This window comes from Streptomyces sp. WZ.A104, assembly GCF_002382885.1.
Taxonomy (GTDB): domain Bacteria; phylum Actinomycetota; class Actinomycetes; order Streptomycetales; family Streptomycetaceae; genus Streptomyces.
Genome location: NZ_NWVL01000007.1, coordinates 117563 through 139019 on the forward strand (window position 1 = coordinate 117563; position 21457 = coordinate 139019).

A 21457-nucleotide genomic window follows, 5' to 3' on the forward strand; every position below is an offset into this window, starting at 1 on the left:
GATCGATTCCCGTTGCTGTGCTGGTCGTTGGGCTAGGCGGCCATGCGGGCGTCTGTGTCGAACAGCTCCCGCTCGGCCGGGTGGAGGATGTGCTGGGTGATGAACGAGCGGCCGGCGACCTTCCACAGACCTCGGCCCTTGGTCAGGGCGGACACCGCCTGGGTCTCGACGCCGGTCAGGCCGAGCAGAGATGCAGCGGCGGCGAGCTGGTCGGGCTCCTGGCGGTAGATGATGCGCGTGCTGCAGTCCGCGAGGAGCCCCTCGGCCAGGACTCGGCCGCGTGAACCGGCGTCGCCCGCCGAGAGCAAGTCGCTGAGCCGGTGGATCACCATGAGGTTCGCGATGCCCAGCCCTCGGGAGAGCTTCCACTGGCTCTGCATCCGCTCCAGCAGCCCGACGTGCCGCATCAGTCGCCACGCCTCGTCGTAGATCACCCAGCGTCGACCGCCATCGGGATCACTGAGGGCTGACTCCATCCACGCGCTCGCGCACGTCATCGCGAGCACCAGTGCCGTGTCGTCACCGGAGCCGCCGAGACGGGAGAGGTCGATGGACAGCATCGGTGTGGTCGGGTCGAACGACACGGTGCTCGGTGCGTCGAACATGCCGCTCAAGTCGCCGTGCACGAGCCGTCGCAGGGCGTGGGCGAGGTCCTGGGCGGCTGAACCTAGGTGCCCCGCCTGGTGGCCGAGGGCGTGGTCGAGGCGTTCGGGGGAGCCGAGTACGTGCGCGATCTCGCCGAGCAGCGGCACCGTGCCCCGGGCGGCGGCGTCGGCGACGACCAGATCCAGGGCCAGGTCGAGGGCGGTGTGCTCCATCGGCAGCAGGTCGCGCTTCAGCACGGTGCGGGCGAGGCTGGCCAGCAGCAGCAGACGGCGCTTGCGAACCTCCGTGAACCAGTCCTCCTCGCTCACGGAGGCGGGGCGGGCCGGGGCGTCCAGCGGGTTCAACCGGCCGGGGAGCCCCGGGCCCAGGGCGATGCTGTATCCGCCGAGGGCCTGCGAGACGCCGGTCCACTCCCCCTTGGGATCGCAGGGGATGTAGATCCGGTAGCCGTGGGCGATCGACCGGGTGGCGATCGATTTCGCCAGCGCCGACTTGCCCATGCCGATGATCCCGGCCAGGACCGCGTTGGGGTTGGTGAAGCCCTCCACCCTGCCGCTGTTGTAGAGCGAGAACGGGTCGAAGCAGAAGGCCGCCTCCGCGTGCACATCGCGGCCGATGAACACCCCTTCGGCGCCCAGGCCACCCTCGGCCACGAACGGGTACGCGCCGCTGGCTGTGGCGGTGGTCATCCGGTGGGCGGGCAGGGCGAGCTTGCCGCCGCGGGCGGAGGCCGGACCGGGGCGACCGGCGGGCGGGTAGGTGGGCCGCAGATCCGGGTCGAGGGTCTGCTCGGCGCGGTGCTTGGGCGGGTTTCCGGCGAGGCGTGCCTGGCGGCGGGCTTCGGTGAAACCGGCTCGGGCGGCCCGCTGCTCGGCGCGCGTCGTCTTACGGGGCACGAACAGGGGGGAGGCGCTGGCGCGGGTACGGGGCATGAGCGTTTCTCCAGATGAGGGGTGGGTCAGCGGCGGACGAGGCCGGTGAACGGTGCGTGCAGGTCGGCCGGGGTGGTGCGCCGCCGGACGAGATGAGCGGTGCGCTGGTGGCGCTGGCAGATGGTCAGTTCCGGTGCTCCCTCCGGAAGGCCGGCCTGGCACGCCTCTGGTGTGGGGATCTCGCCGGAGTCCGGCCGGGGCGCCGCGTGGTAGGCGGCGTGGAGGTGCTCGGCGGCCTGCCAGATGCGGGTGCGGGCGGTACGGAGCTGGTCGCCCTCGACCGCGACGAGCTGCCCGGTGCGACCGGTGTGGGCGTCGAGCAGCCCGTACAGCGAAACGAGGTGGGCGTGCAGGGCGTCCAGCTCGGCCCGGGTGGTGACCAGCGGGCCGCCCGGGATGTTGAGCGCCCGGTGGAAGTCGAGCGCGGCGGTGGCGAAGGGCACGAAGTCCTGCGCGGTCGGGCTGGCGGTGCGGTACATGAGGGTGCTCTTTCGAAGGGAAGGGTCAGGCAGCGAGCGCGAGCGGCAGGGCGGCGGCGGTGAACGCCTCGGCCTGCTGCCAGGTCAGCGGCCGGAGATCGAGTTGGGCGCCGACAGCGGCGGTCTCCACGACGGCGCAGGCGGTGCGCAGCTCGTCCTCGGTGTCGGCCGAGACGGTCAGCAGACCGGTCAGGGCGACGTCGGCGTGCCCGGCGATGAGCTGGCGTTCGCGGGACTTGATGTCCTGGTACTCGATCGAGTCCGCCTCGGAGTCGACCTGGCCGCGCCGGGCCCGTTCGGCGGCGTCGGCGATCACGCTGGACTTCTTGCGCTGCACGTCGCGCAGGGCGGCGTCGAGGTTCTTCGGCTCGTAGGAGAGCGACAGCGTGCGCCGCACCCCGCCGGTGAACAGGAGCTGGTGCAGGAAGCCGGCGCTGGTCTCGGTGCGCGGCCAGTTCTCCACCCAGTAGGTGGCGTGCACGGCGGAGTCGGTGGCGATGTGATCCGCCTTCTCGACGACCACGACGGGTCCGGCGGCGGCGGGCTCGGCCTCGGGGCGACCGGCCGTGGACCAGCGGTCGAGTGTCGCCAGCGCCTTCGGGTCATAGGAAGTGCGCACCACGGCGGCGATCTCGCGGGCGGTGAGCCAGCCCGTCGGGGTGAGACCGGCGGTCCGCGCCGCCTGGTCGAACGTGGAGGTGAGCTGGGCGAGGACGCTGAAGGCACCGGTGAGACCGCCGCCAGCCTGGTTGATCAGCCGACGGGCCGCCTTGGTGTCCAGGGACACCGCGACGTACGCCTCGTGCGGGGCGGCTGCGGGACCGGCGCTCTGGATCAGCTCGTTATAGATCGCGCCGGCCATCGGGGTGTCGGGGCGGCCGTGCTCTTCCCAGTAGCGGCGCAGCGCGTCGCCGGAGTCGGGGATGGTGCGCTCGATCACCTGGATGCGGGCGATCTGCCCGGTACGGGCGAGAGCTGCCAGCGCGCGTCCCCAGCCGCCGACGTTGGCCTGCTGGGTGCCGGGGTCGAGCAGGGCGTAGGCGCGGGAGGAGACCTTGACCACCGCGGTCAGCGTCCCGGTGTGCGGGTTGTGGACGGCGCCGTACTTGCCGTCGGGAGCGGTGGTCACGCGCAGGCTGGCAGCGGTGCCGGGAAGGTGGAGCAGTCCCTCGCGGGTCGGCCGGCGAGAGGGCCGGGTGAGCCAGACGAGCTGGCCTCGCATCCGGCGCAGCGCGTACCGGACGACGATCGGGGCCCAGTCCGCCAGAGCACGGCCTCGGTGGCGGACGAAGACGAGCAGGGCGATCACGGCCCACAGCGGGATGAGCTGGAGGGCGCCGACCACACCGCGGGCGAGGATCACGGCGAGAAGGAGAAGGCCGGTGAGCCCGGCGACGACCAACTGCGGGACGGACAGGCCGAGCAGGACGCCGCGCCTGCTGCGGTGCGGGAACTTCACGGTGGGCGTGGAGGACTGGTGCTTGCCGGACATGGTGGTTCCAGACGGTGGGAGCGGGCGGAGGACGGGGCGCGCGGCGCTCTTCTGGACGTCATGGCGAAACCTTCCTGCTGGTGGGGAGGCGGGGGCGGGCCGTGGAGTTCGGCCCGCCCCCGGGGATGTGGGTCAGGAACCCGACGGCGGCTGGGTGGGATACACCCAGTTCGTCGGCGTCGCGGAGCCGGTGGCCGACGGACCGGACCCGGACGCCGGAGTGCCCGAGGCCGAGGGTCCGGGGTCGGCCGGCGGCATGGAGGTCATGTCGCCGCCCGGAGCCGATGCGGCTGCGAGGTGACCGGAGCCGCCCGCAACGCTTTGGGCAGTCGGCTCGGAACCTTCCGGTTCGTCCTCGCCAGGACGTGTGATCAGCGGCGGGATCCCGGGGCGCTGGATCAGAGCCCGGCCCTTGTCGCCGCTCGCGTCCTGGTCTTCGCCGTACCGGAAGCGGGTCTGCTGCTTGGGCGGCCCGGCGTCGATGCCCTCCTTGCTGAGGTTGCCGCCGGAGGGGTTGATGCCGGAGGCGACGCCATCGGTGCCCGCGCCGGGGACCTGGTTCGGACCCTGCGGAGCGGGGGCGCCGGTACCGGCCCGCAGCGCGAGGCTGCCTGCGGTCTTCGCGGCTCCTGCGGCGACCGCCATGCCGGCGACACCGGTGCGGTGCATGTCGTCGTGGCCGCCGCCATCGCTGGCCCAGTGAACGAACTTGTACGTCGCGTAGGGGCAGAGCAACACCAGGACCATCACGACGATGCCGGCCATCGCGTCGGACAGGGCCGCCATTCCGTCGCTGGCGTCGGTCTTGCCCATGGCGGAGACGCCGATCAGGAAGACCACGGTCATCAACAGCTTGGAGACGATCAGGGTGCCGGTGGCCTCGATCCAGCCGCGCCGCCACCGTTTGGCGACTTCCCAGCCGCCGCCCGCCCCGGCGAACACCGCGAGCGCGACCATGATCAGGACGCCGACCTTGCGGGCCACCATCACGCCCCAATAGAGGAAAGCGCCGATCGCGCACCCGAAGGCGACCAAGGAAGGGACGCCCCAGCCAAGGCCGTACATGGCCCCCATCTGGTCAACCTTGATCACGCGGCGGATCGCGTCGTCGATCGAGGTGTTGGCGGCTTTGAAGAGGCCGTCGGACAGCGCGTCGACCACGGTGATGGCGACGGTGGTGAAGGCGATGGCGGAGAAGCTGAACAGGACTCCGGTCATGGTGCCGAACGCCGCCTTGGCGAGAGCGCGTTCGTCGCGGCGCCAGGCCGCGGTCATGAGCTGGATGCAGAAGATGCCGACGGTCAGGGCGAGGCCGATGGGCAGCAGCAGCTCGTAGTTGTCGCGGAACCAACCGGCGTTGAGGTCGATGGCCGTCGTCTTGTTGACGGCCTTGGCGGCCAGGTCGGCCGCGCTGGACGCCAGCTCGCCCGCCGACTTCGCGATCCACGCGCCGAGACCGTCGGTGACGGTGCCGGCGGGGTTGGTGGCGAAGTCGACAGCGCCGCACACCTTGTCCATCAGCGGGAAGTCGCAGACTCCCATGGGTCGTACCTCCGTTCTGGGGCGAGGGTCAGGGCGCGACGGACGGCATGACGCCGACCAGGGCGCAGAAGTGGTTGGGCCGACACTGGACCGCGAGGGTGGTGGACCGGCTCTCCGCGCCGCCGGCAGCCGAGCCCTTCCAGCGAATCGACTGCTTGCCGGAGACCGTGACGGCGTAGACGTACGCCTGCGTGATCGCCCCGGGGTCGTCCTGGAGAGCCTGGGTAAAGGCATGCGGGAAGTGCCCCTCGTTGATCTTGGCGGTGGCGACCTGCTTGTTGGCCGCCATCTCCTTCCACAGCACGGCCGAGGGGACCTCCTGATCGACGGAGGCCGGATCGGCGTACTTCGACTCCGTGGTCAGCCAGCCGCGCAGCGCCTTGCGCAGCTCGGGCTGCGAGTACGCGCGGGTGTCGTACGACCACAGCGCTGCGGCGGCGGCCTTCCCGTACGTGATCGGGTCATGGGTCTTCGGCGGAACGGGCAGAGCGCGGAGCCTGGTGTGCGGCCCCGACGGCGCCGCGGTCGACGAGGACGCCGTGGGCGAACTCGGCGGTGGAGAAGCGGTATCGGAGGGGCTTCGGCCCTCGCGGGTGAGGTAGGCGGCCAGGCCGGCGAGGGCGACGAGCACCGCCAGGACGGCAGTGCCGAGCAGCGCCCGGCGGCGCACGCGAGATGCGCCGCCGGGGTGGGCGGAGTGCTGAGCCATCAGTGGACCTGCGTCCCCAGCGTCGAGAAGAACGCCACTACACCGTTGGCCGCACCGAGAAGAAGGGCCGCGCCCGCGCTGACCAGCACGCCCTTCTTCCCGTTCGCCTCGGCCTGGTGACCACCGGAGTGGTGACCCCAGGCCCACACGCCCGCACTGACGGCGAGGGCTCCGACCACGGCGATGAGCCCGAACAAGTTGACCGAGCCCATCACCTGCTTGAGGACGTTGAGGCCCGGAAGCCCGCCCTCGTTGGGCTTGATTCCGGGGTCGTAGGCGAGCTGTATGACCTGTTCAGCGAGATACACGGGAACTCCAGTTCGAATGAGCGCACGCCAAAGCCCGGAGGGGCGAACCAGCGGTGCGAGGGGAGGTGAGGAGGGGGAGGAGCGCCGGTCAGACGACTCGGCGGGCCGCGAGAATCCGCGATTTCCAGGACGCGACGGTGGCGATCCGTACGACGTCACCGGTGTGCGGGGCGTGGACGATCAGGCCCTGCCCGATCGCCATCCCGACGTGTTCCGGTACGGCGGCCGTCCCCTCGGTGAAGAGGAGGTCGCCCGGCTTGAGGGCATCGACCGAGACGGCCTTGCCGCCCTTGACCTGCGTGTACGTGGTCCGCGTCAGGGTGACCCCGGCGGCCTTGTACGCGCCCTGCATCAGGGAGGAGCAGTCGCAGCGGCCCATCGGGTTCTTGCCGCGGGAGTCGGTGCACGTGCCGCCCCACTGATACGGGGTGCCGAGCTGACCGAGCGCCCACCGGATCGCCGCCTGTACCTTCGGCGGCGCGGAGGCGGGAATCTTGTACTCGTCCGGCAGGGCGCCCGCCGGGATGGTGCCGAAGTCCGTCCCGTCGCCGTCCGCCGAACAACCCCCCGCGGAATCGGGAGAGGGGCTCCCGGTGTCGGCAGAGCCGGACGGCGACGGGCTCGGCGATGCGCCGCCGGCCTTCTGCAGCAGGGGCTCGATGGCCTTCTGCAGGGCGGTGGCCAGCGGCTCCCATTTGGCGTACGCCTCCGGGAAGCCCGACTTCTGTACCGCCTGCGCGGCCTGGGTGACAGAGAGGGACTGCCAGCCGGAGACCTTCTTGAGCCCCTCGTAGAACTTCGTCGAGGCGTGCACCGGGTCAAGGATCTGGCTAGCCGTACCCCAGCCCATAGACGGCCGCTGCTGAAAGAGACCCAGCGAATCGCGGTCGCCGTAGGTCAGGTTCCGCAGGCCGCTCTCCTGCAGCGCCGTCGCCAAGGCGACGACCTGCCCTCGGGCGGGGATGTTCATCGCAACGCCCGTGGCCTGGATCGTCTTGGCGTTGGGCACCTGGTCGGCAGGCGCGTCCAGACCCGGCACGGAGACCGAGCCCCTGTCGCCGCCGTCCAGGATGGCCTTCACCTGCTTGGCGACGGCGGAGGCGTCCACACCCTGTGCACCGTCGGTCGAGCACGAAGCCGAGGCCGTCCCGGCCCCGATGCCAAGAATCGGCAGTGCCAGCAGGAGCGGTCCGGTGGCGCACAGACCGACGAGGGCTCCCGTCGTCTTCTTCACGGCCACCCCCGTTCAGCGCAACGGCGGTGCGGACCGGTCGAGGGAGGTGGGTCGGGGCACGGGTGTGTCAGGGCATGCTGCACCGCAGCGGCTCCTCGGTGATCGAAGGAGACGCGGTGCCGACTTCTCGTGCAAAGCCGTCGGCACCGCGCCGATGTGCATCCGCCTCTCGGCGGGCCCGGGTCAGAGGAGTTGGTAGCTCCGAGACGCCGGTTTCAGGTCACGCGCGGCAGCCAGCCGCGCTCGTAATCTCAGGCAGTGCACAGGGGCCTCCTCACGGCGTGCAAGGGCAGATGGGCAACATGCCCCCGACACCGCCCGATTGGACGAGACAGCACAGATAAGCACAGCTCAACGGGGGTGGAGCAGCGCTCCTTCCCGGTGGCACGGCGAGACAGTAGACAGGGATTCCGGCCGCGCCAAACGACTGCCATCCCAGGGGCCCGAAGCAGGGAGCCACCTCGTTGGGCGCGGCCGGAATTCGCCGTTAACCTCCGCTGCAACCTCACACCGGATGCACGCCGTTGAGCGCTGCCCGGAGCAGGTCCAGACTCCGCCGCGCCCGAAGAGAGGCCCTCCCCATGAGCTACACGCTGCACCGAGGCGACGCCCTGACCGTCCTGAAGTCCCTCCCGGACGAGAGCGTCCAGGCGGTGATCACCGATCCGCCGTACAACTCCGGGGGCCGCACCAGCTCCGACCGGACCGGCCGTACCGCACGTGCCAAGTACGTCACGAGCAACTCGGCGCACGACCTCGCCAACTTCCCCGGCGAGAACCGCGACCAGCGCTCCTACCGCTCCTGGCTCACCGAACTGCTCACCGAGGCCTACCGGGCCTCGACCGAGCACGCGGTCGCCATGGTCTTCACCGACTGGCGCCAGGAGCCGACCACCTCCGACGCCCTGCAGATGGCGGGATGGACCTGGAGCGGCACGATCCCGTGGATCAAGCCGTCCAGCCGGCCCCGCAAGGGCGGGCCGAAGCAGGACTCGGAGTTCATCATCTGGGGCGTCAAGGGCTCCCTCGACAACACCCGCGACCTCTACCTGCCGGGGCACTACATCGCCTCCCAGCCCCGCAAGGGCCGGGTTCACATCACCCAGAAGCCGGTCGAGGTCATGCAGCAGCTCGTCCAGGTCTGCCCCGAGGGCGGCACCGTCCTTGACCCGTTCACCGGCAGCGGCTCCACCGGGGTCGCGGCCCTGCGCGAGGGACGCCGCTTCGTGGGCGTCGAGCTGTCCGCGCACTACGCGGACGTCGCCGAGGAGCGGCTGCGGGCAGAACTGACGAAGGACGACTTCGAGCTGGCCGGACCGGAGGCATGAGCGTGAGAGCGGAGAGAGGCCAGGGCCGGCGGCCCACAGACGCCAAAGGGGCGGCTGGAGCATCGACTAACCGATGCACCAGCCGCCCCTCCTGTTACGTCAGGCCGCCTCGAACGCCCGCCGGATCAGCGGCGCCGCCTTCTCCAAGTCGGCCGCCGAGACGACGCGGACCTCCAGGTCGCCGGTCCCGAGGTGTCCGATACCGCGCATGTCCCGGGTGAAGCCCTCCTCCAACTCGACCGTGTCCGGTTCGAGTCTGAGGTACACCAGGATCGCCTCGTGCTTCGGACGGAAGATCACCGACGCCACGTTCACCAACCGCCGGTAGGCGATGTAGTGCCGCAACGGCGCCACCTCCACCTCGCCCCAGGCCGTGAGCGCCTCGTCCATCTCCGCGTACAGGTCCCGCAGGCACTCCGGCACCGCTCCTCCACCCGCAGGCGCAGAGATCGCCGAAGACGTCGGCACGCTGTCCGCCACGGGTGCCCGCTCCCGGCCCCGGCGAGAAGAGGCAGCGCTCGGGAAGCCGGTCGCGGAGTCCACGAGCAGCAGCCCCAGCAGGCCACCGTCGAAGATCCGGTAGCGCACCAGGTCGATCCGCTCGGGCAACCTCTGCACCGCCACCCGGTCGTGATGCGAGAAGCCCGCCGCGATGCAGATCATCCGCGGACGACACCAGTCGACGGACTCGGCCACCTCCGCCCCCAGCACCTTCCGCACGAGCGCCTTGAACTCGTGGTGCGCCGACTCCAGCCACGACAGGTAGGAGACCGCCTGCGACACCACCCCGCTGTCCGAGCCCTTCTTGAACTCGATCACCACCGGGCTGCCGTTCTCATCGAGCCCCAGGGTGTCGATCCGCCCCCGGTGCCAAGGCCCGGTCGGATACTCCGATGCCAGGAAACGGACGCCCAGCATCTGATCCAGGCCGGCCTCGACCCGCCGCTGCAGCTCCACCTCCAGCGCCACCGTCGAGCCGGCCAGCTCGACATCCCGTCCGTCCGCGCCCTGCCGGAACACCATCAGCTCGGCCACCAGCGCCCCCTCCCGCGATCTCTGCAAGGAAGCCAATCGAACGAACGCCCTGGTTATTCCACCTCTAGCGCGCCGGACCGTCCAAGGGGCATGGGCAGGGCCGCCCGGCGGTGACGTGGCGAGCCGCCTTCACTCGGCCGTGGAAGCGCCATGCGGGCTGGCCCGGGAGGCGCGGCAGTCGGATGCGCGTCCGAGGCCGCATCTCGGCGCACAGATCTCGGCCCGTCCCAGATCCGCCTTCCAGCATCACGCCCGCCGGCGCTTGCTCCGGTCGGCGGAGCGCCCGTCCGGACAGTGCTCGGGCCAGGTGCCCGGTTCACGGAGTTCTCCGTGTCCTGCGGGCGCGTATCAGGACTGACCCGGTCCGGTTGCCGGTTGGGCGCTGACGACGAGGTTGGCTGTGTAGGTACGGGTGGTGGTGTCCCAGTCGGCGCAGGTGATCAGAGTGAGGAGGGGGTGGGTGGTTCAGGCTTGCCGAGTTGATCAGCGGGCAGAGCTGGCGATTGTGCGCCGCGGGCCTCGGCATCCCCGCGAGCAGTGCGGCCCAGACGATGAACGTGCTGGGCCAGCCGTTGGAACAGGCCGGCCTCTGGCCCGATTTCGAGCAGGCAGTCGACGACGTCGCCAACATGCTGGACGAACAGGAGCCCCGGGTCGATTACGCTCGTCGCCGCCGCACCATGGCCATCTGGCGGCTCTCACGGAGCACTTGGGTGGGACTGTGCGCCGGAATCCCCGGTCTCGAACAGCAGGGCGCCTCCGGTGACCTGAACGTCGGCGAGGCCCTCATCTGGTGGAAGCCCTCGCGGCCGGGGCCTACCTCGTGATCCTGGCGACGCCCACTACGTGGCGGCCACGGAATCTCGCGAGCATCCCTCGGATCGAGCATGCGGCTCCTCCCGCGTTGAGTGTGGCCCGGTCACATCTGAAGGACCTCAAAGCCGAGCGAATGCCTTGGCTGGACGACCCCACCGACACCCCTGGCGCCATCAACTTGGCCAAGCTGATGACTTCCGCCACATCGCCCGATGACGCGGTCTGGCTCGCCGAGCACATCGCCGAGGCGGACAATGAGAGTCAGAACGCGGTGAAAGAGGAGTTCGAGGGATGGCAGGGCCATCTCGTGACCTGGTTCAAGGACCATGACGAACCCGAGCATCTGCGTGACCGCGCACTGCTCATCGCGACCGCCCTGCTCGACGGACGTCCCGGCGAGGTAGTCATGGCAGCCGCCGACCAGCTCTTCAAGCAGGTGAAGGGCAAGCTGCCGCCCGGCGGTGCGCTGGCGGGCCCGGACCTCGAAACACGCCTGGAGGACATCGAGGCCGATCGGACCGAGGACGACGGCCTGTCACTCAGCGCGGTGCGCCACGGCCTGGACGAAGCAGTGCTCTCGCACGTCTGGGTCCAACGCCCGCACCTGCGCAGTGAACTCCTGCGCTGGGCCTCGCAGATCACCGCACCGAAGGGCGTCGCCGCCAGGTACCGTGCACAGGTGGCCACCGCTCTGACGCACTTGGCCACGGGGCCGGGTGGCCATGCAGTCCTGCGGATCGTCGACCAGTGGATCGCCTCGGAGAGCGATGCGCAACGCCGTCTGGCTGCGGGCGTGCTGGAGAATACTGCTACCCATCCAGGCATCGGGGTGGCCGTGCGCAAGTACCTCTATGACGCCGCCGGCCAGAGGAACCTCAGCGAAGCACTCGCCCGGACGGTCGCCGAGGTCTGCGCGGGCCGCCTCGGACACGAGTACCCGCGTGTCGCTCTGACCCGCCTGCGGATTCTGGCGGGCCGTGCCGACCAGCGCGGCGCGCCGGCCGTCGCCCAGGCCGTGCGCGACCTGGCCGCCGAGCCCAGGCGCCGGCCCTTGGTCCTGAGCGAGATCGTCGGATGGGCCGAGAGTGACGACCTCACGATCCGGGAGGCTGGCACGCGGGCGTTCCTGGTTCTGACCGAGCTGGCGGGCGACACGCCGCTCGCCCTGGCGCTGGCTGAGGACCTGTTCGCCGAAGACGGGCCGGGCCTCGCGGACCACGTCTTCGTACGGGGATGGCGAGCGACCTGGCGTCATGAACCCCTTGCCGACGCGGCCAAGAAGTCGCTGGCCGCATGGCTGGATTCTCCGTCCGTCCCGGACGACCATGCGGTGGACATCACCGTGGAGGTACTGAACGACAGCACCATCGACGCCCGCGCCGCCGATCTCCTGGTGGGCGGGAGCGCCACGACACCGGAGGGCCGTGCCCGCCGCGTCAAAGTGTTCAACCGGATCCTGCCTCCCGTCGCAAAGCAGGCTCCGCCGTCCCAGTCAACCGCAACTCCTGATGAACAGGCAGCGGACGAGGAGGAGTTGGCCGAGCCTGCAGCATGAGCCTGTTCACCCGGCGCCGTAGCGCCCCAGGGCCGTCACCATCCACACGCGACACGGCGACGGCCCTGACCACCCTCGAGGCCGGAACCGCCTTGGGCCTGCGCGACGAGCGCATGCCAAGTCGCGTACCCACCCTCCACTTCACCGTATCCGTCAACGGCACGTGGAACCTGGACGAGAGCGCTCCACCTCAGCACCACGCACCCGACTCGCTCGCTCGAAGCCATCTGCGTGAGCATGCGGCACGCATCCTCAGGCGCCACACAGTCCTGGCGATCCCCGCCGCACAGGACGCGGTGAACGCAGTCATCGCACGCCCCCTCACCCCCGAACCCTGGCTCACCGTGCACGGCACGGCCTGCCTGACGGTGTCCGACGCCGACCGCGCCCTCGCCGAGGAGCACCTACGGCGCGCGCAGCACGGAGACCTGGAGCGCGAGGAGACATGACGCCGCATCGACTTCCTCCGAGCCGTCCTGTCCGACCCTGACCAGCGCACCGTCTGGTGGATCGACCAGTACCCGGAGCGGCTGGCCGAAATGGAACAGATGACGGCCGCAGTCAAGACAGTCACCCCGCCGCGCAACTCCGCGAGCGGCACCGTCGAGGAAGAAGTCGCCCGTTTCGTCGACCAGTTGTTCGCCGAAATGCGAACCCCACAATAGCGCGAAGTGTTTCTCCGCGCCCTCACCCAGACCCTGAATGCGCTCGGCAGCAACGACCTCCAGGCCGCCGCCGCCGGGTGGATGCCCGCTCTCGCCCCCCGCCCCGGAGCTGATGTGGAATGAACGTACGCGCAAGACGGTGGTTGCTCGCCCCGCTGCGCCAGTGGAGCGCGCTGCGCCTCATACGCCAGCACGGTCCGTCCCTCGACTACGCCACGGCCTGGGCTCTCATCACTCTGTCCCGCAGCCCGGACGAGTTCGCATTCGTTCAGCAGGCCACACACGAAACCAGTCCAACCGGCGACACAGGTCTCTATTACGACGACGGGAACACTCTCAGCGCCCGCGAACGCGACCGCAGGCAGCGCTGGCTCGAACGCCACGGCCGCACGCCGATACAGAAACTGGAGATCCACGAAGTCCAGTTGGTGAACGCACGGCTCCGTGTGATCGACTGGGGTCCCCTCCCCCGACAGCGCCAGCCCCCGCGCCGTGCCGCCCCCCCCGGATTGTGCCCCCTGAGAGGGCGCCCCCCAAGGTGGGCCGCTCGTTGGTCCCCTGCAAGAACGTCCCTCCGAAGACGTTGATTGTGTCGTCTCCACCTTCCCCGGAGACGGTTCCGGTGCTGGTGACCCCGCTGGGCGAGAAGCCCGGCGGCGCATTCTCCGGCCGCCGTGGTCACACGGGCCGCGCCGGGGCGGCGCGGCCGGTCTCCGGGCGTAGGCGTCGAGAGCTGTCGCTTGGGACACCGCGTTCGTCTGCGGCAGAACCACGATGAGCTGTCGGTCGGGAGCGTGGGGGAAGTTTGTGCGGACGGCCGCGGCGGCGGTCCGTGCCTCGGCGTGGGGTGGCAGGACGGACTCGTCGGTCAAGGCAGGCCGTATTCCGGCGACGGGGAGGGCCAAGCTCAGCAGCATGGAACCGGCCAGCCCCCACAGCAGCGGCCGCTGGGGCTTGCAAGAAACCCCATCACCACACGTCAAATCTCTCTGGCGGAAACTGCCGAAAGAGCTTCCCCTGCTCCCGCGAAACGCACCGCTCATCACCGTAGGGTCAGAGACGTCGGGCGCGAGCGCCGAGACGGGGACGCCGAACGCTTCCGGACGTGGGTGAAAACCGTCTGTTACAGGTCGATGATGTTGCCATGAGGCCGTCATGATCTGTGCTGGCAAGGCTGCGGGCATGAACACATTTCCCCGCTCCAGGTCGCTCCGCCTTGCGGCGCTCGCCGTACTCCCTTTGATCCTCACCGTTGCCGCCTGCGGCAATGGCACCTCCTCCGACGACGGAGTGGCTACCGCCGAGACCGCCCCCACGGGGGGTGGGGGCAGGGATATGGACAAGCCCGACGCCGCCGGTTCCCCGGACACGCTCAAGAAGGCCCAGGACGCTTATGTGGCCTGTATGCGCAAGACAGGGCTCAAGTTCCCTGATTTCAAGCCCGGAGAGGGCCCTCCCCAGGCGGAGGCGGACTCCGGGTACTACGACGCCAACAGCCATGACGGCATCTCCGAGCTGGGCCGCAAGGCGAACGAAACGTGCAAGCCGCAGATGGCCAAGGTGGGCGAGGCGATGGACAAGGAGTCCAAGGACCCGAAGCTGGAAGCCGAGAACAAGCGGAAATTCCAGGAATACGCCAACTGCCTCCGCGACAAGGGCGTCAAGGTCAACGACCCCAAAGACGGCGGCTCGCTCTTCGATGATGCGGGCAAGGCGATGGAGGACTCCAAGTTCAAGGCCGCCGACCCGGCCTGCCGCCAGCAGGCCTTCGGCAATGACGGAGCCCAGGGATGACCAAGCCTCCGCACCCGCCTTCACTCAAGCCCTCACGCAAGCTGGTACTGGGCGCGGCGGCGGTGGCGCTGACGGTGGCAGCCGGAGGCGGCACATACGCCGCCTTCGGCACCGGCGGCGATGCGAAGCTCGGCGCGAGCAGCGCCCCGGCGGCCACCGCGAAGGTGACGAAGACCGACCTGGTCACCACCACGTCGTTCTCCGGCACGCTTACCTACGCCGCGCAGCGCGACCTCAAGGCCGGTGGTGCGGGCACCGTCACCGCGCGGCCGCCGCGGGCCGGCGACACGATCCGTCGCAATCAGCCGCTGTACGAGGTGGACCGGGTGCCGGTAGTGCTCTTCTACGGCGAGGTGCCGATGTACCGCGAGCTGAAGAGGGGCGTGGACGGTATTGACGTCGTCCAGCTCACCGAGAACCTGCGGGTACTGGGCTACGTGGGCGTTTCCCGGGCGGGGCAGTTCGACGCGGGGACGGAGGCCGCCGTCAAGCGCTGGCAGAAGCGCCTGGGCATCGCACCGACGGGGGTGGTCAAGCCGGAGCAGCTGGTCTTCCTGCCCGGCTCGGTGCGGGTGGCCGCAGCCAAGGCGCAGGCCGGTGACGGGGTCGAGGTCAACTCTCCTGTGCTCACTGTGAGTTCGGGCGAGCGCGTCGTCACCGCGCAGGTCGAGGACGCGATGCGGGCCAAGCTGAAGCAGGGTGCCGAGGTCAAGGTGGCCGTCCCCGGCGCCGGGGAGAAGCCGGGCCGAATCACCAAGATCACGCTGTCGGTTCCCGAAGACGGCGCCGAGGCCCCGTCCGGTGCGGCACTCCCAGAGCAGCCGAAGGCCACGGTCGAGATCGCCCTGGACGGTGAGGTCGAGGCGTCGGTGCAGGACCGGCTGCCGGTCACGGTCACGTATGCCGACCAGCTGACCAGGGATGCTCTTACCGTGCCGGTCGAGGCGCTGGTCGCGTTGCGTGAGGGCGGCTACGGGGTTCAGGTCGTCACCGGCACCGTCAAGAAGACGGTTCAGGTTACGCCGGGGACGTACGCCGACGGCCAGGTCGAGCTCACCGGTTCCGCGCTGCCGGAGGGCACCGTGGTGGAGGTGCCTTCGACATGACCAACGAGTCGGTCATGAGTCCGGTCATCAGCCTGGCCGGCGTGGTGAAGTCCTACGGCGACCTCACCGTCCTGCATGGCGTGGACCTCCATGTGGAGCGCGGTGAGCTGGCGGCCATCGTCGGCCCCTCGGGCTCGGGCAAGTCCACGCTGCTCAACTTGATCGGCACCTTGGACCGTGCCACGTCCGGCACGGTTCGGGTGGCTGGGCGGGACGTGGGGGCTCTCAACGACCAGCAGCTGTCCGCGCTGCGCGCTCGGCACCTGGGTTTCATCTTCCAGCAGTACCACCTCGCGCCGGGCCGCAGCGCACTCGACAACGTCGCCGACGGCATGCTGTACGCCGGGCTGCCGCAGAGCGAGCGCCGTAAGCGGGCCGCGAGCGCGCTGGAGCGCGTCGGGCTCGGCCATCGGGCCGGCCACCGGCCGTGCGAACTGTCCGGCGGCGAGAAGCAGCGGGTGGCGGTGGCCAGAGCGGTGGTCGGCGAACCCGACCTGATCCTGGCCGACGAGCCCACCGGAGCGCTGGACACCAAGTCCGGGGAGGCTGTGATGGGCATCCTGCGGGACCTGAATGCCGACGGAGCCACCATCGTGATCATCACGCACGACCAGGCGATCGCCGCTTCGCTGCCCCGCCAAGTGCGTGTCCGCGACGGCCAGGTCATCGACGACCGGGGGCCGGTGATCGCGGCATGAGTGACGTTGCGCTGCGCCCCGCCCGGCTCAGCCCGGCTGACGTACTGCGGGTAGGAGCGGTCGGACTGAGTACCCGCCCGATGCGGGTCTTCCTGTCCGCGCTCGGTATCGCGATCGGCATCGCCACCATGGTCGCCGTGGTCGGCATCTCCAACTCCAGCAAGGCCGACCTGATGGTCAAACTCGACCACCTCGGCACCGACATGCTCACCGTCGAGGCGGGCGCGGCGCTGGACGGCGGGGACGAGACGCCCAAGCTGCCCAAGGGGGCGGTGGCGATGGTGTCCCGGATCGGTCCGGTGCACCAGGTCAGCGCGCTCGCGCTGCTCAAGGACGCCACGGTCCGCCGCACTCAACTCGTCCCGGCCGAACGCAATGGCGGGATCAACGTGATGGCGGCGGACCCGGCGCTCCTGGGAGCGGTAAGCGGAGGCATGGCCCACGGCCGCTGGTTCACTCGCGCCACCCTCGCCTACCCCACCGTCGTCCTGGGCCACTTGGCCGCGGAGCGCTTGGCCGCGAAGCCCGGGGAGCTGGTGTGGATCGGTGAGGACCGCTTCACGGTCATCGGGGTGCTGGAGCCCGTCGAGCTCGCCGCGGACCTCGACACAGCGGCCTTGGTGGGCTGGCAGGCGGCACAGAAGCGGCTGGGCTTCGACGGGCATCCCACTCGGCTCTACGAACGCTCAAGCGACGCGGCCGTCGCCTCGATCCGGGGGGTCCTTTCCCGCACGGTCAATCCGCAGGCCCCGGAGACCGTCCAGGTCAGCCGCCCCTCCGACGCCCTCACCGCGAAGGCCGCCGCGTCCGGTTCGCTGACCAGCCTGATGCTGGGCCTGGGCGCGGTGGCACTGCTCGTCGGCGGGGTCGGGGTTGCCAACACCATGATCATTTCAGTGTTGGAGCGTCGTCAGGAAATCGGACTGCGTCGTTCCATCGGTGCGACCCGGGGACAGATCCGCATCCAGTTCCTGACCGAGGCGCTGTTGCTGTCCGGCCTGGGCGGCGTGATCGGCGCGCTGCTCGGGGCTCTTGGCACGTTCGGCTTCGCCACTGCCAAGGGCTGGCAGGTCGTAGTCCCGCCCTGGGCGGTGGGAGGAGGACTCGGTTCGACGGTCGTCATCGGCATGATCGCGGGCCTCTACCCGGCGGTCCGCGCCTCGCGACTTTGCCCCACTGAAGCGCTCGGCTCAGGTTGACGGCCCTGCGACCGTCGGGAAGTCGGCGCAGCGGTGCGGCCCGCTGCGCCGACCGCCGCTACTGAGGACGACCTCGACCTGGGCGAGGCTTCCTCTCCGGGCAGCCTCCGCGCTCCACACGGTGCAGGTGACCTGGCCGACTGCTGTCCTGTCCAGCCGGGAGAGGCCGGGGGGCAGCATGACGGTGACGGGACCCTGGACCGGAGCCGTCACCGTGATGGGAACGTCCTCGTCTTCCGGGAATTCCGGCAGCTCACTGGAGAGGCCCTCCAGGACGAGTGCCTGGCTGGGGCCGCTCAGCAGCTGCCTGACGAAGTACTCGGTGGTCGTGGTCGCCGGTGCCTTTCCGATGGGTGCTACACCGCGCAGCTTCCCGTCGGCGGTGACCCAATACAAGCGTGGGGACACCGTGACGGTCGGCGCGGTCGCGGCAAGACTGTCAGGACCGGCCGGGCCGACACCGCATCCGGCCAGCACGCCCACCACCGGCAGCAGTACGCGGAGCTTCCTCATGTCCCGACCTTCTCGCCGCCGGGCAGGCAGAGGGTGAACACTGCGCCGCCCTCCGGCCGGTTGGCCGCGGTCAGCGTGCCGCCGTGCAGTCGGGTGTTTCCCTGGGCGATCGCCAGCCCAAGGCCGCTGCCCTCCGACCGCGATCGGGACGCCTCGGCCTTGTAGAAGCGGTCGAAGAGGTGGGGCAGTGCTTCCTGGGGGACGCCGGGCCCGCTGTCCGCGACCTCCACGACCAGCCCGCCGTGCGGAACTGCGGCCAGGGTCACGCTCACCGGATCGGCACCGTGCCGCAACGCATTGCCGACAAGGTTGGCCACGATCACGTCGAGGCGGCGTGCGTCGAGCTGGGCCCGTACGTCCTGCTGCGGCAGCACGGTCCTCACTCGGTCCTGCCAGCCCCGTGCGCGCAGCGTGGCTTGGAGCCGGCGGGAGACGACCACATCCTGTCGCCGCAGCATCGCGGCACCGGCGTCGAAGCGGGAGATCTCCAGCAGATCCTCCACTAGTCGCACCAGTCGCCGCGTCTCGGAACCGACCAAGGCGGCCGCTGTCGCCGCGTCCCCGCTCATCGAGCGGGCCTCCTCATCCAGGACGTCGGTGACCGCCGTCATGACCGACAACGGGGTGCGCAGCTCGTGCGAGACGTCGGCGGCGAAGCGCCGAGCCCTGGCTTCCATCGAGCGCAGCTCCTCGACGGTCGACTCCAATACGCGCGCCGATCGGTTGAAGGTCGTGGCCAGATCGGCGAGTTCGTCCTTGCCCACCACTTTCACCTCGGTGTCGAGCCTGCCATCGGCGAGTTCGTGGGCTGCCCGCCCCAGATCCCGTACCGGCAGCAGGACCCGGCGTGCCGACAGCAACGCGAGCAGCGTCGCCGCCAGTGCCACTGGCAACGCCCCGTTGCGGGCCGCATCCAAGACGGCCGCCGTGTCTGCCTGCTCCGCATGCAGCGAAGCTGTCAGATAGACCTCAACGGGCACGGCAGCCTGCCTGGCGCTCGCCGTCTCGCCCGGCTGTGTCACGGTGAGCGGGGCGCCCACGACCAGCCACGGGACGCCGTCCCTCACCACCCGCTGGGAGGCATGGGACCGCTGGTCGCGGACCCTCTGGCGCAGCCCGTCGGGAACCGGCACCGCAGACACGCCGGCGCTACCGGTCGCGCGCACGGCGCCCTGCACGAGCTGCACGTGCGCCTGCCGGGTACGTGGGGTGAGCCGGCCCAGGAAGCGGGTCAGCACGGCCTGGTCGGCCGGCCAGGCCAAAGAGGGGGCGAGAGCGGCGAGCTGTACGCGGAAATCAGTGACGAGGGCCGACTGCGACCGGTCCAGAATGGAACCGCGCGCCTGCCGATAGGTAAGGCCCGCCGTCGCGACCGTGCTGAACGCGGCCAGCAGTACGAAAGCCGTCAGGAGACGACCACGCAAGCCCCTCACAGAGGACCGAAACGGTAACCGAACCCACGCACAGTCCGCACATAGCGCGGGTCACCGGGCACGTCCTCGATCTTGAGCCGAAGGCGTTGCACCGCCGCGTCGACCAGCCGGGGCTCAGCGACCCGCTCATACTCCCAGACCGCCTCCAGCAGTTGCTCCCGGCTGAAGACCCGCGCCGGCTCGGCACTCAACGTCAGAAGCAGACGCAACTCGGTCGGCGGCAGCGCGACCTCTTCTCCGCCCCTGGTGACGGTCAGCGACGCACGATCGATGACCATGTCGCCATGCTGCTCACGTTGCCTGCCGGAAACCGGGTCGCTGCGCCGCAGGACTGCGCTGATGCGTGCCGCCAGCACGCGTGGCTGCACCGGCTTGACGACGTAGTCGTCCGCGCCCGCCTCCAATCCGGCCACCACGTCGATGTCGTCGCCGCGCGCGGTGAGCATCAGGAGCGGTACGGGGCCGGTGGCCCGGAGCCGGCGGCACACCTCAAAGCCATCCATCCCGGGCAGCATCAGGTCGAGCACCACGGCCTCGATACCGCCGGCCTCGACCCGGCGCAGCCCTTCCTCTCCGGTTGCGCAGACGGCCACCCCGTGGCCCATCCGACGCAGAGCCATCTCCAGTCCAGTGCTGAGCGCTGGGTCGTCCTCTATCAGCAGCACGTGAGTCATACGGACACTGCGGGAGAAAGAATCAGTCGGCACGGCCGGTAACCATTCGGGCGTTGTAGCTGTTCACTGAGCTCCTTGAGTGCGGGCCGCTGTCAGGTCCTGGCGCCCGATCGGAGAGCATGTCGGTGACGCGGCTGGTGTTGGCGCGGGCGATGCTGGCGGAGACACCGCAACCGTTGGCTGTCTGGGCGAGGTTGTCGCGCTTGCGCAGATTCAGCAGGCCGCCCAGCGTGCGCTGGTGCGGTGATAGTTTGCAGCGACGGTTATCCTCACGGGCGATGGGCCCGCCTGGCCATCAGGCCTAAGAACGGTCAACACCACCGCGAAATGCTCGATGAGCAGCCCTGCCGGACCGAAAGGCGTTGTCCCCGCGGAAGAGTTGCACAAGCATCGAAAGATCATGATCAAAGGCGGCTAGGGGGTGCCCCATCGACGAGCGGGGCCGAACGTTTTGCCGTCTCCTTCGTGTACCAGGCATGATGACAGTGAAAGGCCTCGCCACAGTCGGTATGACCGCGCTCTGCGCCACTCTGCTCCCCTCTGCCCCTACCTTTGCAGGTGGAGTCGGTGTCATCGGCTCTCCGGCGTTCGACAACACCTGCGTCACCTTGCGCGACCTGACACAGGCGACCGGGCGCACCGCTCAGGGATCCGGGTTCGTCGCCAACGTAGTTCAGTTGCCTGTCGACGCCCCATACCAGAGCTGCGGAGGTGCGGACTTCTACACCCACCTGCCCATGGCCTTTGGCCAGTTCGTCAATCAGGACGTGACAATCCTGCCCTCGTGATCCGACGGCCCCGGCCAGTTGCCCGTCCTGTACCGATCGACCGGGCCAGAGCGGTTCGCCGGCTGCGGTGCGCCACAGTTTCGGCGACCATCCTGGCGCACAGATATCCGAAAGCGCATCCGATGGTGTTGGACAAGAGATCGTTGATATCTGCAGTGCGCCCGGATCCAGTCATGTATTGGGCAGTCTCGATCGCGAGCGACGCAAGCAGTCCGAAAAGAATGACGGATCGGAGCCTTGCTCGCAAAATCGAAAGGAGAATCCCGCCGGGGAAAAACATCACCGTATTGAGGAGAAAGTCGACCCTGTCCGCCGAATTTCCCAGGTCGAGCAGTGCCAAATTGATGGCCTTCCCGCCACCGGGTCCGGTACCGAACGTCAGGCCCACGACGCCGGCTGCCCACAGCCAGCCCAGTGCGGCAACGCGCCGTTGGGAGGCGCGCCGTGGGAGGCCGAGCGCCCACGTGATCACGGCGATCAGCAGACTGCCAAGGGCACCCACGACCAGAGCTATCTCAAATGACACGCTTCACTCCTTCGTATTCGGCCTC

The 21457-nt window shown here is 69.7% G+C and carries 22 protein-coding genes; 10 read left to right on the plus strand and 12 right to left on the minus strand.

The features are described 5' to 3' along the window. Window positions 1-32: 32 nt before the first annotated feature. The 7 genes from CIB93_RS05860 to CIB93_RS05890 all read right to left on the minus strand — a co-directional run bounded on the left by CIB93_RS05860 (window position 33) and on the right by CIB93_RS05890 (window position 7302). A complete protein-coding gene (locus CIB93_RS05860; RefSeq protein ID WP_179499989.1) occupies window positions 33-1538 on the minus strand; it encodes an ATP-binding protein in 1506 nt (501 codons plus the stop codon). A 26-nt stretch (window positions 1539-1564) separates the two neighbouring features. After that, window positions 1565-2017, minus strand: a complete 453-nt coding sequence (locus CIB93_RS05865; protein ID WP_096624770.1) for a DUF6238 family protein — start codon at window positions 2015-2017, stop codon at window positions 1565-1567. A 25-nt stretch (window positions 2018-2042) separates the two neighbouring features. Continuing rightward, a complete protein-coding gene (locus tag CIB93_RS05870) occupies window positions 2043-3509 on the minus strand; it encodes an SCO6880 family protein (protein ID WP_096624772.1) in 1467 nt (488 codons plus the stop codon). Window positions 3510-3641: 132 nt separating this feature from the next. After that, window positions 3642-5051, minus strand: a complete 1410-nt coding sequence (locus tag CIB93_RS05875) for an ATP-binding protein (RefSeq protein ID WP_096624774.1) — start codon at window positions 5049-5051, stop codon at window positions 3642-3644. A gap of 28 nt (window positions 5052-5079) precedes the next feature. Beyond that, window positions 5080-5760: a hypothetical protein gene (locus CIB93_RS05880; RefSeq protein WP_096624776.1), complete on the minus strand. Its 681-nt coding sequence runs from the start codon at window positions 5758-5760 to the stop codon at window positions 5080-5082. Then, the gene (locus CIB93_RS05885) at window positions 5760-6068 is read right to left on the minus strand and encodes a DUF6112 family protein (RefSeq protein WP_096624778.1); all 309 of its coding nucleotides are present in this window, start codon (window positions 6066-6068) and stop codon (window positions 5760-5762) included. Before CIB93_RS05885 ends, CIB93_RS05880 begins: the two co-directional genes overlap by 1 nt. An 88-nt stretch (window positions 6069-6156) precedes the next feature. Further along, window positions 6157-7302, minus strand: a complete 1146-nt coding sequence (locus CIB93_RS05890; protein WP_096624838.1) for a C40 family peptidase — start codon at window positions 7300-7302, stop codon at window positions 6157-6159. Window positions 7303-7883: 581 nt separating this feature from the next. On the opposite strand from CIB93_RS05890, the gene CIB93_RS05895 reads away from it, so the two are divergent. Continuing rightward, window positions 7884-8630, plus strand: coding sequence for a site-specific DNA-methyltransferase (locus CIB93_RS05895; protein ID WP_047471334.1), 747 nt, complete (start codon window positions 7884-7886; stop codon window positions 8628-8630). A gap of 99 nt (window positions 8631-8729) precedes the next feature. On the opposite strand, the gene CIB93_RS05900 is transcribed toward CIB93_RS05895, so the two are convergent. Further along, complete coding sequence (locus CIB93_RS05900; RefSeq protein WP_179499997.1) at window positions 8730-9665, minus strand: DUF5655 domain-containing protein; 936 nt, start codon at window positions 9663-9665, stop codon at window positions 8730-8732. A 479-nt stretch (window positions 9666-10144) separates the two neighbouring features. Here CIB93_RS05900 and CIB93_RS05905 point away from each other — a divergent pair, with 479 nt between their 5' ends. From CIB93_RS05905 to CIB93_RS05935, 8 genes are all read left to right on the plus strand, one after another. Beyond that, window positions 10145-10492 carry a hypothetical protein gene (locus CIB93_RS05905; protein WP_096624782.1) on the plus strand — a complete coding sequence of 116 codons (348 nt, stop codon included), beginning with the start codon at window positions 10145-10147 and terminating at the stop codon, window positions 10490-10492. After that, the gene (locus CIB93_RS05910) at window positions 10459-12036 is read left to right on the plus strand and encodes a hypothetical protein (RefSeq protein WP_143659998.1); all 1578 of its coding nucleotides are present in this window, start codon (window positions 10459-10461) and stop codon (window positions 12034-12036) included. The genes CIB93_RS05905 and CIB93_RS05910 overlap by 34 nt, the downstream gene beginning before the upstream one ends. A gap of 113 nt (window positions 12037-12149) precedes the next feature. Next, the gene (locus CIB93_RS05915) at window positions 12150-12485 is read left to right on the plus strand and encodes a hypothetical protein (protein WP_143659999.1); all 336 of its coding nucleotides are present in this window, start codon (window positions 12150-12152) and stop codon (window positions 12483-12485) included. Between the two features lie 90 nt (window positions 12486-12575). Next, window positions 12576-12701: a hypothetical protein gene (locus CIB93_RS38670; protein WP_257002045.1), complete on the plus strand. Its 126-nt coding sequence runs from the start codon at window positions 12576-12578 to the stop codon at window positions 12699-12701. A gap of 1335 nt (window positions 12702-14036) precedes the next feature. Next, window positions 14037-14495, plus strand: a complete 459-nt coding sequence (locus CIB93_RS05920; RefSeq protein WP_096624788.1) for a hypothetical protein — start codon at window positions 14037-14039, stop codon at window positions 14493-14495. Beyond that, window positions 14492-15601: a peptidoglycan-binding protein gene (locus tag CIB93_RS05925; protein ID WP_096624790.1), complete on the plus strand. Its 1110-nt coding sequence runs from the start codon at window positions 14492-14494 to the stop codon at window positions 15599-15601. Before CIB93_RS05920 ends, CIB93_RS05925 begins: the two co-directional genes overlap by 4 nt. After that, entirely contained in the window at window positions 15598-16299 is a 702-nt protein-coding gene (locus CIB93_RS05930) for an ABC transporter ATP-binding protein (protein WP_257002046.1), read from the plus strand. The genes CIB93_RS05925 and CIB93_RS05930 overlap by 4 nt, the downstream gene beginning before the upstream one ends. Continuing rightward, window positions 16296-17498 (plus strand): ABC transporter permease, encoded by a 1203-nt coding sequence (locus CIB93_RS05935; protein ID WP_096624792.1) that lies wholly within the window; start codon window positions 16296-16298, stop codon window positions 17496-17498. Before CIB93_RS05930 ends, CIB93_RS05935 begins: the two co-directional genes overlap by 4 nt. Here CIB93_RS05935 and CIB93_RS05940 read toward each other — a convergent pair. Genes CIB93_RS05940 through CIB93_RS05950 form a run of 3 tightly spaced genes read right to left on the minus strand, consistent with a single transcriptional unit; the run spans window position 17490 to window position 20118 of the window. Continuing rightward, window positions 17490-18011 carry a hypothetical protein gene (locus tag CIB93_RS05940; protein WP_096624794.1) on the minus strand — a complete coding sequence of 174 codons (522 nt, stop codon included), beginning with the start codon at window positions 18009-18011 and terminating at the stop codon, window positions 17490-17492. The two genes, CIB93_RS05935 and CIB93_RS05940, sit on opposite strands and share 9 nt — an antisense overlap. Next, window positions 18008-19444 carry a HAMP domain-containing sensor histidine kinase gene (locus tag CIB93_RS05945; protein ID WP_096624796.1) on the minus strand — a complete coding sequence of 479 codons (1437 nt, stop codon included), beginning with the start codon at window positions 19442-19444 and terminating at the stop codon, window positions 18008-18010. Before CIB93_RS05945 ends, CIB93_RS05940 begins: the two co-directional genes overlap by 4 nt. Beyond that, the gene (locus tag CIB93_RS05950) at window positions 19441-20118 is read right to left on the minus strand and encodes a response regulator transcription factor (protein WP_096624798.1); all 678 of its coding nucleotides are present in this window, start codon (window positions 20116-20118) and stop codon (window positions 19441-19443) included. The genes CIB93_RS05945 and CIB93_RS05950 overlap by 4 nt, the downstream gene beginning before the upstream one ends. A 476-nt stretch (window positions 20119-20594) precedes the next feature. Here CIB93_RS05950 and CIB93_RS37115 point away from each other — a divergent pair, with 476 nt between their 5' ends. After that, complete coding sequence (locus tag CIB93_RS37115) at window positions 20595-20906, plus strand: chaplin family protein (RefSeq protein WP_107470943.1); 312 nt, start codon at window positions 20595-20597, stop codon at window positions 20904-20906. Here CIB93_RS37115 and CIB93_RS05955 read toward each other — a convergent pair. Continuing rightward, window positions 20875-21432 carry a VanZ family protein gene (locus CIB93_RS05955; protein WP_096624800.1) on the minus strand — a complete coding sequence of 186 codons (558 nt, stop codon included), beginning with the start codon at window positions 21430-21432 and terminating at the stop codon, window positions 20875-20877. The two genes, CIB93_RS37115 and CIB93_RS05955, sit on opposite strands and share 32 nt — an antisense overlap. Between the last annotated feature and the right edge of the window lie 25 nt (window positions 21433-21457).

Coding starts and splice junctions, on each gene's coding strand:
- CIB93_RS05880 (WP_096624776.1), bottom strand. CDS start 5,760: ATGGCTCAGCACTCCGCCCACCCCGGCGGCGCATCTCGCGTGCGCCGC.
- CIB93_RS05895 (WP_047471334.1), top strand. CDS start 7,884: ATGAGCTACACGCTGCACCGAGGCGACGCCCTGACCGTCCTGAAGTCC.
- CIB93_RS05865 (WP_096624770.1), bottom strand. CDS start 2,017: ATGTACCGCACCGCCAGCCCGACCGCGCAGGACTTCGTGCCCTTCGCC.
- CIB93_RS05915 (WP_143659999.1), top strand. CDS start 12,150: ATGCCAAGTCGCGTACCCACCCTCCACTTCACCGTATCCGTCAACGGC.
- CIB93_RS05935 (WP_096624792.1), top strand. CDS start 16,296: ATGAGTGACGTTGCGCTGCGCCCCGCCCGGCTCAGCCCGGCTGACGTA.
- CIB93_RS05870 (WP_096624772.1), bottom strand. CDS start 3,509: ATGTCCGGCAAGCACCAGTCCTCCACGCCCACCGTGAAGTTCCCGCAC.
- CIB93_RS05940 (WP_096624794.1), bottom strand. CDS start 18,011: ATGAGGAAGCTCCGCGTACTGCTGCCGGTGGTGGGCGTGCTGGCCGGA.
- CIB93_RS05920 (WP_096624788.1), top strand. CDS start 14,037: ATGGACAAGCCCGACGCCGCCGGTTCCCCGGACACGCTCAAGAAGGCC.
- CIB93_RS37115 (WP_107470943.1), top strand. CDS start 20,595: ATGATGACAGTGAAAGGCCTCGCCACAGTCGGTATGACCGCGCTCTGC.
- CIB93_RS05930 (WP_257002046.1), top strand. CDS start 15,598: ATGACCAACGAGTCGGTCATGAGTCCGGTCATCAGCCTGGCCGGCGTG.
- CIB93_RS38670 (WP_257002045.1), top strand. CDS start 12,576: ATGGAACAGATGACGGCCGCAGTCAAGACAGTCACCCCGCCGCGCAAC.
- CIB93_RS05925 (WP_096624790.1), top strand. CDS start 14,492: ATGACCAAGCCTCCGCACCCGCCTTCACTCAAGCCCTCACGCAAGCTG.
- CIB93_RS05875 (WP_096624774.1), bottom strand. CDS start 5,051: ATGGGAGTCTGCGACTTCCCGCTGATGGACAAGGTGTGCGGCGCTGTC.
- CIB93_RS05860 (WP_179499989.1), bottom strand. CDS start 1,538: ATGCCCCGTACCCGCGCCAGCGCCTCCCCCCTGTTCGTGCCCCGTAAG.
- CIB93_RS05950 (WP_096624798.1), bottom strand. CDS start 20,118: ATGACTCACGTGCTGCTGATAGAGGACGACCCAGCGCTCAGCACTGGA.